Source organism: Domibacillus sp. PGB-M46, assembly GCF_022668875.1.
Taxonomy (GTDB): Bacteria; Bacillota; Bacilli; order Bacillales; family Domibacillaceae; genus Domibacillus.
In genome coordinates this window covers 88,257-100,295 of the sequence record NZ_JAKGCR010000003.1, presented here as the reverse complement: position 1 = coordinate 100,295, position 12,039 = coordinate 88,257, and the positions used below count along the sequence as shown (strand labels likewise).

At 46.7% G+C, this 12,039-nt stretch carries 11 protein-coding genes; 5 read left to right on the top strand and 6 right to left on the bottom strand.

Annotation, left to right across the window (positions count from 1 at the left end):
- Positions 1-52: 52 nt before the first annotated feature.
- A complete protein-coding gene (locus L2D08_RS04595) occupies positions 53-322 on the bottom strand; it encodes a hypothetical protein (protein WP_242232552.1) in 270 nt (89 codons plus the stop codon).
- A gap of 179 nt (positions 323-501) precedes the next feature.
- Here L2D08_RS04595 and L2D08_RS04590 point away from each other — a divergent pair, with 179 nt between their 5' ends.
- Positions 502-2,538 (top strand): sensor domain-containing protein, encoded by a 2,037-nt coding sequence (locus L2D08_RS04590; protein WP_242232551.1) that lies wholly within the window; start codon positions 502-504, stop codon positions 2,536-2,538.
- Positions 2,539-2,552: 14 nt separating this feature from the next.
- On the opposite strand, the gene L2D08_RS04585 is transcribed toward L2D08_RS04590, so the two are convergent.
- Positions 2,553-3,023: a COG4315 family predicted lipoprotein gene (locus L2D08_RS04585; protein WP_242232550.1), complete on the bottom strand. Its 471-nt coding sequence runs from the start codon at positions 3,021-3,023 to the stop codon at positions 2,553-2,555.
- Positions 3,024-3,804: 781 nt separating this feature from the next.
- On the opposite strand from L2D08_RS04585, the gene L2D08_RS04580 reads away from it, so the two are divergent.
- Together L2D08_RS04580 and L2D08_RS04575 are read left to right on the top strand one after the other, a co-directional pair.
- Complete coding sequence (locus tag L2D08_RS04580) at positions 3,805-4,251, top strand: TolB-like translocation protein (RefSeq protein ID WP_242232549.1); 447 nt, start codon at positions 3,805-3,807, stop codon at positions 4,249-4,251.
- Positions 4,252-4,264: 13 nt separating this feature from the next.
- Positions 4,265-4,798 carry a TolB-like translocation protein gene (locus L2D08_RS04575; RefSeq protein ID WP_242232548.1) on the top strand — a complete coding sequence of 178 codons (534 nt, stop codon included), beginning with the start codon at positions 4,265-4,267 and terminating at the stop codon, positions 4,796-4,798.
- A gap of 11 nt (positions 4,799-4,809) precedes the next feature.
- Here L2D08_RS04575 and mobB read toward each other — a convergent pair whose 3' ends face one another.
- Positions 4,810-5,304, bottom strand: a complete 495-nt coding sequence (mobB, locus tag L2D08_RS04570; RefSeq protein WP_242232547.1) for a molybdopterin-guanine dinucleotide biosynthesis protein B — start codon at positions 5,302-5,304, stop codon at positions 4,810-4,812.
- Positions 5,305-5,346: 42 nt separating this feature from the next.
- Between mobB and mobA the strand changes: the two genes are divergently transcribed.
- Complete coding sequence (mobA, locus tag L2D08_RS04565) at positions 5,347-5,922, top strand: molybdenum cofactor guanylyltransferase (RefSeq protein WP_242232546.1); 576 nt, start codon at positions 5,347-5,349, stop codon at positions 5,920-5,922.
- A 47-nt stretch (positions 5,923-5,969) separates the two neighbouring features.
- On the opposite strand, the gene nasC is transcribed toward mobA, so the two are convergent.
- From nasC to L2D08_RS23990, 3 genes are read right to left on the bottom strand one after another with little or no spacing between them, the layout of a single operon-like run.
- Positions 5,970-8,069 carry an assimilatory nitrate reductase catalytic subunit NasC gene (nasC, locus tag L2D08_RS04560; RefSeq protein WP_242232545.1) on the bottom strand — a complete coding sequence of 700 codons (2,100 nt, stop codon included), beginning with the start codon at positions 8,067-8,069 and terminating at the stop codon, positions 5,970-5,972.
- 13 nt (positions 8,070-8,082) lie between these two features.
- Positions 8,083-10,347, bottom strand: a complete 2,265-nt coding sequence (nirB, locus tag L2D08_RS04555) for a nitrite reductase large subunit NirB (protein ID WP_242232544.1) — start codon at positions 10,345-10,347, stop codon at positions 8,083-8,085.
- 22 nt (positions 10,348-10,369) lie between these two features.
- A complete protein-coding gene (locus L2D08_RS23990) occupies positions 10,370-10,498 on the bottom strand; it encodes a hypothetical protein (protein ID WP_255821821.1) in 129 nt (42 codons plus the stop codon).
- A 195-nt stretch (positions 10,499-10,693) separates the two neighbouring features.
- Between L2D08_RS23990 and L2D08_RS04550 the strand changes: the two genes are divergently transcribed.
- On the top strand, positions 10,694-11,893 hold the full coding sequence (locus tag L2D08_RS04550) for an MFS transporter (protein WP_242232543.1): 1,200 nt from the start codon (positions 10,694-10,696) through the stop codon (positions 11,891-11,893).
- The last annotated feature ends 146 nt before the right edge of the window (positions 11,894-12,039 follow it).

The following is a 12,039-nucleotide window of genomic DNA, read 5'->3' as shown; positions in this document are numbered from 1 at the left end:
CATAAAAGAAAGCGGCCTCAAATGCCACAAGAAGGCAGACGAGACCACTTGTTTAAGCTGGAAGCTCTTTATGGAACGCTTTCATTTTTTGAAGAAAAAAGTTCTCCTTTTCCCTTCTTTTTCCTTCTAAAAATGTATCCCGGTTAATTTCTGTCACAGACGTTACCCCATTATGCTTCACACCCGGCATATGGGCAGCCTGATCCATAACCAGCACCGGTGTGTAGTGAGCTTCCGTTAATAAATATCGTGCTACACTAACCTCGTTTCGCTTACCTACATGACCATAGCGTAAAACCACCTTCCAATATTTCCATCTCATGTAAATCCCTCCGATTTTATATATTATGTGCTCTATACCCATTTCAGTCCAAAAAATAAAGATTTCATTGATAAAAACAAGCTTAAATTCAAAAAGGCACTGGCAAGATCATTGAAAAAAATGGAACCAATAGGTACAATAGACCTACAAAAAGCAGTGAGTGAAAGGATTGGAGTCCATTGTTAAACCATTTGCATGATTTTTCGTCAATCGTCCGGGCTCTAGACCAGCGCTTTTCCATTTCGGTTACCGGTCGAGACGGCATTATTTTGTACGTGAATGACCGTTTTTGCACGCTCTGTAAATACGAACAGGAAGAAATTATTGGCCAAAAGCATGCCTTATTTGACTCGGGCATGCATCCGGACGATTATTTTGATGAAATGTGGCATATGTTAGAGCGGGGACAAGTTTGGCAGAGTGAATTGCATAACCGTGCAAAGGACGGGTCTATTTACAGCATTCATGCAACGGTTGTACCGATCCAGGATGAAAATGGACGCCTTGCAAAATTCCTTTCGATTGATGTGGATATTACCGATAAAGTTCAAGCAGAATCCGCTTTAAAACAAGCATTAAAAAACGAATTCCAAACGACAGCCAGACATTTGCAAAATGCTGTATTCAAGTATAGAAAAAATGAAGACGGGCAGATTGTGTTGACGATGCTTGAAGGAAAGCTGTTAGAGAAAATGGGGCTTGCAGCTGATTGGTCCGAAAAAAGCCAGCTTAGAGATATCGTTTCAAAACAGGCATCTACATACATATCCGGTTATGTGGAGCGCGCTTTTACCGGTGAACAAGTTAATTTTGAGGTAAATATACTTCATTTCTCTCTTCTCGTTCACCTTTCTCCCCTTTTTGAAGGTGAAAAAGTCGCGGAAGTAATCGGTACGGCCACCGATATTACCGAGCGGAAAGAAACAGAGAGACAAGTACAAAAAATGGCTCATTATGATGATTTAACGGGGCTTGCCAACCGGCGTCAGTTTCAAAAAAAACTGGATGAAGCTCTTTCCTCTTCGTCCCGCTATAATCAGTCTTTCGCCCTCATGTTTCTTGACTTGGACCGATTTAAAAATGTAAACGATACTTTAGGCCACAATACAGGAGATCTTTTACTCAGTAAAGTAGCCGCCCGGCTTCAAAGTTGTATTAGAGGCACAGACACGGCTGCCCGGCTTGGCGGTGATGAATATGCGATTTTGCTTCCAGCGATTTCACGTGAATCGGCCCAGCGCATTGCCGAACGAATACAAGAAGAGCTGAGCCACTGTTTTCTGATTGAAAACCTGGATATTTTCATTAGCACAAGTATCGGTATCAGTATGTTTCCTGAAGATGGGCTGGACGCAGAAACACTGATTCGCACTGCGGATGCTGCCATGTATTTCGCCAAAGAAAGCGGCAAAAACACCTACAGGTTTTTTACAACTGATCTGCATCGCGATATGAGCAACAAAATGATGCTTGAGCGGGAAATGCACCGGGCCCTTGAAGAAAAACTTTTTCATCTGTATTACCAGCCCCAGATCGACATGAGAACAAATCAAATCATTGGCGTGGAAGCGCTGCTTCGCTGGAATCATCCTAAAATGGGGCCGGTTTCTCCAGCGGAATTTATTCCACTCGCAGAAGAAACCGGCTTAATTCTTCCGATCGGCACATGGGTGATGGAGACTGCGTGCGCCCAAAACAAAACATGGCAGGAAGCAGGCCTTCCGCCTGTTTGTGTTAGTGTGAACGTGTCGCTTCGGCAGTTTATGCAGTTAGATTTTGCCGAACAGGTGGAGCGGATTTTAGAGCGGACCGGCCTTTCACCCGAGTGGCTGACGATTGAAATTACAGAGAGCATGACGGCTGATGTAGCTCACGCCCTGCAGATTTTAGACCGGCTGCGCAGGATCGGCATTCAGGTGAGTATTGATGATTTTGGCACCGGCTATAGTTCACTCAGCTATTTAAGCCGCTTTCCTATTACAAAGCTGAAAATTGACCAGTCTTTCGTCCGGGATTTAACCGAGAATCGCCAGGCGATCGTGAAAGCCATCATCGATCTGGCGCAAAATTTAAATTTAAAAGTAATTGCGGAAGGCGTAGAATCAAATGAGCAGGCGAAGCTCCTGCTGGCACTTAATTGTACCGAGGCACAGGGCTATTTGTATGCAAAGCCGCTTTCTCCTGAAGAAATAGAAAAACGGCTGTCCAAGTGTTAAAGGACAGCCGTTTTTTAATTAGCCTGCGCCATACGGTCGATCGCGTTATTGACCGTATACCATTTATCGTCTGCACTATATCCATTTGTCTGCCCCGCCACTTGATCACGCGAAAAGTAATAAAGCGGATATCCTTTGTACGTGGACTGCTTTTCCCCTGTATCCTCACGTGTAATCTCGCCAAAATCACTCGGGCTGAACCCTTCCGGCACTTTACTCGATCCAAGATAAAAAGGCGGCCACTCTTCCAGACAATGATTCGTACAGGTGGACACTCCTTCTTTATCCTTTATGTAATAGTAAAGTGTCATACCGGCCGAATCTGCCAGGTACTGCCCTGTTTCTTCTTTTTTCATGACACGAAGCGGGCCCGTTGGATTTTGAGCAGCATCCTGCGCTTCATTAATAGGTGCCGACATTTCTTCTGGTTCTTCATCTGCCATACAGCCTGCCAGCAGAGTAACCGCAATGATCCATTTCCACATTTCATCCATCTCCTTTTTAACAAGAGGATATCCCGAAAAGAAGTACTTTATTCCCTGCTTTAAATAGAACATTTGCAAGAATTTACATAAGTAAATATTTGGATATATGCTTTATTTATGGAAATATAAGGATCGGTGAAAGGGGTACTTATGAATACCTTTCCTGTGAAAACGACGTTTTTCTTTGGCCTGTCCTCTGCAATTTTAACAGCTGTCCTGTATACCGCTATTCTCCTGCGGAATGGTGAAGCTCTTTTTTATTGGATGACACTTTCGTTTTTAAGTGCTGCTTCCCTTCTGCTTGCAGGTCCAAGGAGGAAGTGGGTGAATGCCTTACTGATTATGCAGATCATTTTGTTTCTTTATGGGTGGTTTTCTTTGTTTTTTTTTTTGGACCATTTCATCAGGCTTGCCCTGTCAATCCTCGTTTGGATCTTTATTGGGTTGGGCATTTTTCTTTTATATCGATTGAACGTGGCTGAAAGAGAGGAAAAGGAATTAAAGCGAATCCATACTTTTTATATTACAGCAGGGCTTTTGGGCAGCGCAGTCACACTTTTGGTTGCATTCAGTTTTTGGATCATGGCAGGTCCTTCCGTTATTCTTATTGTGTTTCTTACTCCTTTTCTGCTCTGGGCTGCGCTTTATAAAATGAGGCTGCCTGCTTTTGAAAAAAGAAAAAGTCAAGAATTGGCTGACGGCTTTCCGTTGGCTGTTTTTCATGCCCAGCTCAATGACCGCTTTTATTTCCCGGCTATTTCCCCAGAAAGAAGGCGATGGATTGAAAGAAAAAACAGGATGGGTTTTAGGTATTTTCTTCACAGCATGGGCCGCCTTAATTTCGGCTGGTATGGCTTTTCAAAAAGCAGATGACGAGAAACAGAACGGCTTGACGGATGTATTTGATCTTTCACCTGCTGAAAGTATATTTTATGTGAAACATATAAACGGTATTCCTTCCTTGCGAAGCTTTTCAGAAAACATCCAAAAAGAAGAGGAAATCACAAGCTTGCCAGCCGGCCGGCTGATCACGGGTATAGACGTGTCACCCGGCGGGTCAGCTGTTGCATTTATTTCCGTTCGTGAAGGCGATGTGATTGAAACGGGGAACATTAGAACCGAGGTGTATATACTGAATCTTTCCAGCGGCAGAAGAGAACTTTTATTAGAAGGAAACCAAGCTGCTTCAAGTCTCCAGCTCTCCAAAGATGGAACCAGCCTTTACTAAATTGGCTTAGCCAGTGAAAGAGCCAATTTGGACATTTTCCGGTACAACTTGGCTGACAGAACGAAAACGGCTGACTGCATTGAACTCATACAGCATGGGCAGCCTTCATGTCCGTTCAGACGGAACATCGGCTTTTATACTGATGCAGGATGAATCCGCAGACATGTTTCAAGGCAAAGCATCTGTTTACACAGTTTCACTTGATGGAAAATCCGTCCTGAAGCCATATACAAATCCTGCAACATACCTTGAAGTGAACGGTTATGCTTTCCATGAACAAAACGGCGATATGGTTTATCAAGCTGTAGCAAACGAAGAAACCGCCGGTATTTTTGAATATAAGCTGCTCCGCTACAACACTCAGCCCAAACAAAGACAGGCGCTTACATCTTTTGGAACGTACGCGGGATCTCCTGTTTTTCATCCTTCCGGCAAAACCATTTACTTTATGACAGATCCTAACTTTGGAAATAGAAGGGCGGATTATCATTTATTTAAAATGGACCGCGACGGCTCAAACAAGCAGGAGATCGAATTACCTGAGTAAAAGCCGGCTTTTTATAAAAGTCCGGCTTTTTGAAGAATAAATGCCGTATACTGTTTCTCCTCCTCAAGCTGGAACACAGGATAAGCGGCATCCGCTTGAAGCAGATCAATCCAGCTGATCACACATTGAATATTTTGAAGCTTTAAAAGCGGCAAGTCCTCCGGTGTACGAATTAAAACTGCTTTTGGATATGCTTCCTGTTTGTATCCTTCCACAAAGACGCAGTCCACTGAAAAGGATCGGTACAGAGCGAGGATGTCCTCCAGCGCCCACTGATGCTGCGTAATGGATACCTGCAGAATCCCGTCTCCTTCTACACCAGCCAGAACGGCGCCGGCCTGCCGGTGTCTGTCGCTGTCTTTTTGCCCGTCCGGTGCGCCCCCGTGCCCATGGTGCTTAATCGCTGCAACGCGCGCTCCCTGCTTTTCAGCCGCTTGTATGAGTTTTTCCATCAGTGTTGTTTTGCCGCTGTTTTGATAACCCACTACTTGAAATACATTTTCCATGACAACAACCTCCGCGTTATAATAGCTCCAGGAGTGATAAAGATGAAAACAGCCGGTATTGTACTTGCCGGCGGCCAGTCATCACGGTACGGCCGCCCTAAAATGTTTGAACAGTATAAAGAAAAGCCGTTTTACCAGCATAGCGTAGACGCCCTCAGCACCAATGGACTGCATCCTATTATTCTTTCGACAAACCGCTTTCTTGCCGATGGATTTGATTTATCCGGCGTCGAGCTGATTGTAGAGCCCACTCCTCATCAAGGACCGCTTTTTGCCCTGCATCACGCCATCTCACAGTTTGAGGAACCGGAGTGGTTTTTTGTGCTTTCTGCCGATATCCCGTTTGTAAGAGAAGCTTTTGTTGAGCAGCTGCTCCTGTACTGCCACCCTGATTATAACGCGGTGGTGCCGGCAGAAGGAGAAAAACTGCAGCCGCTTCTCGCTCTTTACCATAGACGCTGCCTTCCTCATATGAACGAAGCGCTCGTTGAAGGAAGAAGAAGTTTAATGGCGCTGTTACACAAGATTCCATTCAAGACCGTTTCATTTGAGAACGAACCATCCTTTATCAACATTAACACACAGCTTGACTTCCAAAAACATAACGAAAACAACTAAAAAACACTCACGCGATGTGAGTGCTTCAACGTACAGACAAGCGTCCTTTAATACCGGGTGGACAAGGGGGTTACCATTGCGGCACAAACTTTGAAGCCGGGCATTTTACAGGCCGGGTCCAAGGCTTCACTGGTCAGTTTATTGACGTTTTGAATGCCGTCCCAGTGCATCGGCATGAAAATGGTATCCTCACGAATGGAGGCGGTCAGCTTGCTGCGAACAACGACTTCCCCTCGGCGGGACCGCACCTTTACAAGCGAATCATTTTTTATCTCCAAACGCCCTGCTGTTTTCGGGTGAATCTCCACGAAGGATTCAAACTGCCGGGCTTCAAGTGTCGGGCTTTGATGTGTCTGTACACCCGTTAAATAATGCTCCAGCACCCGGCCGGTCGTTAAATAAAGGGGATATTCTCCTCCTGCCTGTTCTTTCGGAAACTCATTCGGCACCGGCACCATGGCGGCTCTTCCATCCGGACGAGGAAACGATGCTTCGAACAAACGGGCCTCACCTGGATGCTCCGGGGAAGGACAAGGCCAATAAACCCCTTCTTCTTTCCGAAGCCGGTCGTACGTAATTCCGTAATAATCCGCAATGCCGCCCTTGCTTGCCAGGCGAAGCTCTTCAAAAATCCCCTCGGCATCCGTATATGAAAAATGAGCAGCTTTTCCTAAAGAAGCAGCAATGTCAGATAAAATCTCCCAATCCTGCTTTGCAAGGCCCTGTGCCGGCCGTGCCGCTTCCCGAAGCAGCACGCGGCCTTCCAGATTCGTTAATGTTCCGGTATTTTCCAAATAAGCCGCCGCAGGCAAAATAACATCAGCCAGCTGGGCCGTCTCCGAAAAAAGCATATCGGCCACAACAAGAAAATCCAGCTTCCGCAGACCTTCTTCTACGAAGTTTGCATTGGGGTTGGAAACGATCGGGTTGGATCCCATTAAAAACAGCCCCCGGATTTCCTGCGCATGCACTTTTTCCATCATTTCGTATGCAGATACACCTTTACCTGGAAGGCTCTCCGCGTCGACGCCCCATATTTTCGCGATGTACGCGCGGTGCTCCTCGTTTTCGATCGACCGGTATCCAGGCAATTGGTCTGCTTTTTGGCCATGCTCGCGTCCGCCCTGTCCGTTCGCCTGGCCTGTCACTGCTCCGTAGCCGCTTCCTCTCTTGCCGATTTTACCTGTGGCGAGCAATAGATTAATAAAATTCCGTACAGCCAGCGATCCGTCTGTTTGCTGCTCTACACCACGGGCAGTTAAAATCATTCCCGATGCCGCCTGTCCAAATTTCCGCCCTGCTCGTTCGATATCTTCTTGGGGCACACCTGTTAAGGCGGCGATCTCTTCGATTTTACATGAATCAATATGTGCTTTTACTTCCTCAAATCCTTTAGTGCGTGCCGCCAGAAATGCTTTGTCGATATACCCGTTATCTATAATCACTTTCAGCAGTCCATTGGCAAGCGCTGCATCCGTACCCGGCTTGACTTTCAGATGCATATCGGCCATCTCTGCTGTAGCCGTGCTGCGCGGATCGATTACAATGATAAAAGCGCCATTTTCTTTTGCATCTCTAAAGTATGGCATCAGTGTCGGCTGGCATTCGGCAATGTTGGTTCCTGCGAGAATTAAACAGTCTGATTCTCTTACTTCCGAAAGTGGATTTGTTAACCCACGGTCAATGCCAAATGCTTGATTGCCGGCCGCTGCAGCCGCAGACATGCAAAACCGCCCATTGTAATCAATGTACTTTGTTTGCAGGGCCACACGCGCGAATTTCCCGAGTGTATAGGACGTTTCATTTGTAAGCGAGCCGCCTCCATACACCCCGATCGTATCCCGGCCAAATTGATGCTGCAGAGCGGTAAACCGCTCTGCAATCTGCTTGTACGCTTCCTCCCATGAAACGGGTACAAATTCACCGTTTTTTTTCATTAAAGGTTCCGTGATTCTCTCGCCGGTCAGCGCATGCTGATAAGCGTTCATTCCTTTAATACAAAGACGGCCCTCTGAGGCTGCATTTTGCTTGGGCGCCACATGATAGGTTGTATGCCCCTGCTCTTCTGTCTCTGTAACCGTCATTTTACATTGAACACTGCAAAAAGGGCACTGTGTTTCCATCACTGTTTTTACGGCTGTTTCCATTTTTTCACCTGCTTTACAAGGCAGCGGCTGCCTGTTGATTTTGAATGGATATCCCTTGTCGTTTTCTTTTTAATACTTCTTCTCGAATCGACGTTAAGCCAAGTCGCCCGGTCCAGCTGTCCATCTCTTCTCCATAAAAAGCGGATATACGATAATAAGCAAGCAGCGCTTCTGTCATCCAGACAGCATCGTCCGGCTGCATTGATGCGTAAAGCCGCTCACCCGACACGTACAATTCCCAGCCGCCCGGTGCCCCGATCAAGCCGACGTTTTCCCCGAGTGATCCCGCTTTATCTTCAAGACCTGAGGAAACGGCGATTGTTACCTCTGCCGGGAAAACGAATGATTCCAGCCGTTCTTCCAGCTTCCTGCCGAGAGCCAGCGAGTCGTGAAAAGCGTATTTTGCATATTGGATGCCGGCACATGTACCGACAGCGCGAAGAGATGCGCCATAGGAAGGCATGGAAGCAGAAAGAGCTGCTCTCACCTCAGAAATTTCCTCTTCTTTAATGCCATACAGCTCCATTCGGGGTCCAGCTGCCAGCTTGACGAGTGGAATGCTGTACTTTTCCACCACATCCGCAATCGTTCGAAGCTGGTCTGCTCCCGTTATACCGCCGTACATGCGCGGAGCGGCCATATACGTACCGTCCGCTGTCCGTTCTTCTAAAATATCCGGCATGCAGCTGCTGTGCACACCCATGTAATAGTAAAGAGCCGGCCGGCATACCGCGCAGCCTTCTGTTCTCCATCCAAGTCGGTGCATCAGCTGCACCATCCCCTCATTTGGATGAGCATGAATCGCCTGGATAATATCTCTGTGATCCGCGTCTGTACACGCGCAGATCGATGCTTTTTCCACTTCCTCTTCGGCTCCGTTTCTTTTAATAAAGTCCAAAATATCCGCTACAACCGGGCGACAGCCGCCGCAGGAGCTTGAAGCTTTCGTACAGGCCTTCACATCCTCCACGCTTTCGAGCGCCTGCTCGCAAACCGCTTTTACAATGGCTCCTTTCGATACACCATTGCACGCGCACACTGTGTCATGATCCGCCATAGAAGCAATGCGTTCATCTTTGCTGCCGCTGCCCTGGGCCATTTCTTTTTCAAGGACGGCATAATGCTCTTTCTTTTGAATCATCCCGAACAGCTTGGCGCCTTCAGTAATGTCGCCAAATAGCACGGCACCTGCGATTTTGCCATCTCTTACGACGATTTTTTTGTATGTGTTGTTTATTCCATCTATCCATTGCATGGACTGCGTGTCATTACTGTCCATAAATTCTCCCGCTGAAAAAACGTCCACGCCAGACACTTTCAATTGAGTAGACAGCACCGAGCCTTGATAGCCCGGATGCTCCTCTTTGCACAAAGCGGCCGCCAATGCTTTTCCCTGTTCATACAAAGGCGCGACAAGGCCGTAAACAAAGCCCCGATGCTCCGCACATTCTCCAACTGCGTATACATGTGGGACGCTTGTGCGCATATAGTCGTCTACGACAATAGCCCGGTTTACTTCGATGCCTGTGCCGGCAGCCACTTGTGTATTCGGGCGGACCCCAACCGCCATGACGACCAAATCCGCTTCACGCCAGCTTCCATCTGAGAAGCGAAGGCCTTTTACCCGTTTATGGCCGGTAATTTCTGCTGAATTTTGTTGCAGCAGAAAATTCATTCCCTGCGCTTCTAATTCCCGCTGGAGCATGCGAGCCGCAACAGGATCAAGCTGCCGGTCCATAATGTACTCCCCGATATGGACAACATCGACTTTCATTCCTAAATTAAGAAGACCACGGGCTGCTTCCAGTCCAAGCAGCCCGCCGCCGATCACAATGGCTTTTTCGTGTTTTTTGGATGCTTCGACCATTTTCTCGCAATCGTATATGTCCCGGAAAGCCGTCACGCCTTCTTTTTTTGCACCTGGAAGCGGCAGCATAAATGGCAGTGAACCTGTGGCAATTATCAATTCATCATACGATACGATGCGTTCTTTAGAGGTCACCACATATTTTTCGCTTGTGTGAATTTGAACAACCGGCTCTCCCGTATAAAGAGTAATGCCGTTTGCTTCATACCATGCCCAGTCATTTAAGGTAATGCTTTCAACCGTTGTATCGCCTTGAAGGACTTTAGACAGTAAAATCCGATTATAGTTTGGATGCGGCTCTTTCCCAAATATCGTAATCTCAAATTCATTCGGCTGAATTTTTAAGATTTCTTCAACTGCATGGACACCCGCCATTCCATTTCCGATTACAACCAGTTTTCGTTTATTCATAGAAAAGTCCCCTCCCTTCTTTTTAGTCCGCTTTGAAGGCCGGGTTCTCGTCCGCTTCGTTCCCCGTAAACGGTATACACATTGATTTGGCTGGCTCTTTGCGGGCGCTTCTATTCGTTGTCCGTGCCAGTATAACCGTTTTGATTTTCATAGCGATCACTCCTCTTCATTTCGTGTCAGCTTAACTAACACAATATAAAACGTTTTTTAGAAAGTCAATCAGATTTTTTTGATTTTTTGAAATAGTTCGTAAGGTTTTCTAACAAGTATATGGAAAGTATCTTTTCGCCGCCCTACACTAACGTTAAGCAACATATCACTCATTGAATGCAAAGGAGAGGAACACATGAAACTAGCGGAATTGCGAAAAAGCGGCCACGCGCCGTCTCTATTGGCGTCATTCTTGTATTTTGATATCAGCTTTATGATTTGGGTTATGCTTGGGGCGCTTGGTGTGTATATTACACAGGATTTCGGTCTTTCTCCTTCTCAAAAGGGATTAATTGTAGCGATTCCTATTTTGGCTGGCTCTTTTTTCCGGATTATTCTCGGAATCTTTACGGATCGGATTGGCCCGCGTAAAACGGCAATAGGCGGCATGATAGTCACTATGGTGCCTCTTTTATGGGGATGGCTTTTCGGAAATTCCATGACAGAGCTTTACTTCATTGGTATTCTGCTTGGCGTTGCCGGCGCAAGCTTTTCTGTTGCCCTTCCAATGGCAAGCCGCTGGTACCCGCCGCACCTTCAGGGGCTCGCAATGGGGATTGCCGGTGCCGGAAACAGCGGTACAGTGCTTGCTACACTATTTGGTCCGCGCCTGGCAGAAGTATTCGGCTGGAATGGCGTGATGGGTCTTGCCCTTATTCCTCTTACACTTGTTTTTATTACGTACGTGCTGATTGCCAAAGACGCTCCTACACAGCCGGAGCCACAGCCTTTGGTTAATTATTTTAAAGTGTTTAAGCAGCGTGACACCTGGTATTTCTGCTTGCTTTATAGTGTAACGTTCGGCGGATTTGTTGGGCTGACTAGTTTTTTGAGTATTTTCTTTGTCGACCAGTATGGGCTGACCAGCGTCCGTGCAGGTGATTTTGTGACACTCTGCGTGATTGCAGGCAGCTTGTTCCGCCCGGTCGGCGGCATGATTGCCGATAAAATTGGCGGAGCAGCACTTCTTAAGTTCTTGTTTATTGGTGTAGTGTTGATGATGTTCGGCGTTAGCACGCTGCCTTCTTTGACAGTCGTGACAATGATGCTGTTTGCCGGCATGATGTGCCTTGGCATGGGCAATGGGGCGGTATTCCAGCTTGTTCCGCAGCGTTTTCAAAAAGAAATTGGCATGGTGACGGGGGTTGTCGGTGCAGCCGGCGGTGTAGGCGGCTTTTTTGTGCCGAATATTTTGGGTACACTCAAGCAAATGACCGGAACATATGCGGCTGGATTTACTGTTTATGCAGTAATTGGTATCGCTGCTCTTATTCTTTTAACCGTAGCGCAAATTTCATGGCGCAAAGCCTATGCTTTAAAAGAAGAATCTGCTTAATCACTTTTTCCAATACTGGCTGGCCTGTCATAGGCTTGGCCTTTTTTGTTTTGGTGCCATGTTACAGGGGGAACAAATTCATATAATAAGGAAAGGATTTTATTTTTTGGAAAATTAGTCTCTCAAAGAAGCATTAAGAAAACGGG

What these genes read in the sequence shown, in the direction of transcription:
- L2D08_RS04595 (WP_242232552.1), bottom strand. Translation starts at nt 322, where the DNA reads ATGAGATGGAAATATTGGAAGGTGGTTTTACGCTATGGTCATGTAGGT.
- L2D08_RS04585 (WP_242232550.1), bottom strand. Translation starts at nt 3,023, where the DNA reads ATGTGGAAATGGATCATTGCGGTTACTCTGCTGGCAGGCTGTATGGCA.
- mobB (WP_242232547.1), bottom strand. Translation starts at nt 5,304, where the DNA reads ATGGAAAATGTATTTCAAGTAGTGGGTTATCAAAACAGCGGCAAAACA.
- mobA (WP_242232546.1), top strand. Translation starts at nt 5,347, where the DNA reads ATGAAAACAGCCGGTATTGTACTTGCCGGCGGCCAGTCATCACGGTAC.
- nasC (WP_242232545.1), bottom strand. Translation starts at nt 8,069, where the DNA reads ATGGAAACAGCCGTAAAAACAGTGATGGAAACACAGTGCCCTTTTTGC.
- nirB (WP_242232544.1), bottom strand. Translation starts at nt 10,347, where the DNA reads ATGAATAAACGAAAACTGGTTGTAATCGGAAATGGAATGGCGGGTGTC.
- L2D08_RS23990 (WP_255821821.1), bottom strand. Translation starts at nt 10,498, where the DNA reads ATGAAAATCAAAACGGTTATACTGGCACGGACAACGAATAGAAGCGCC.
- L2D08_RS04550 (WP_242232543.1), top strand. Translation starts at nt 10,694, where the DNA reads ATGAAACTAGCGGAATTGCGAAAAAGCGGCCACGCGCCGTCTCTATTG.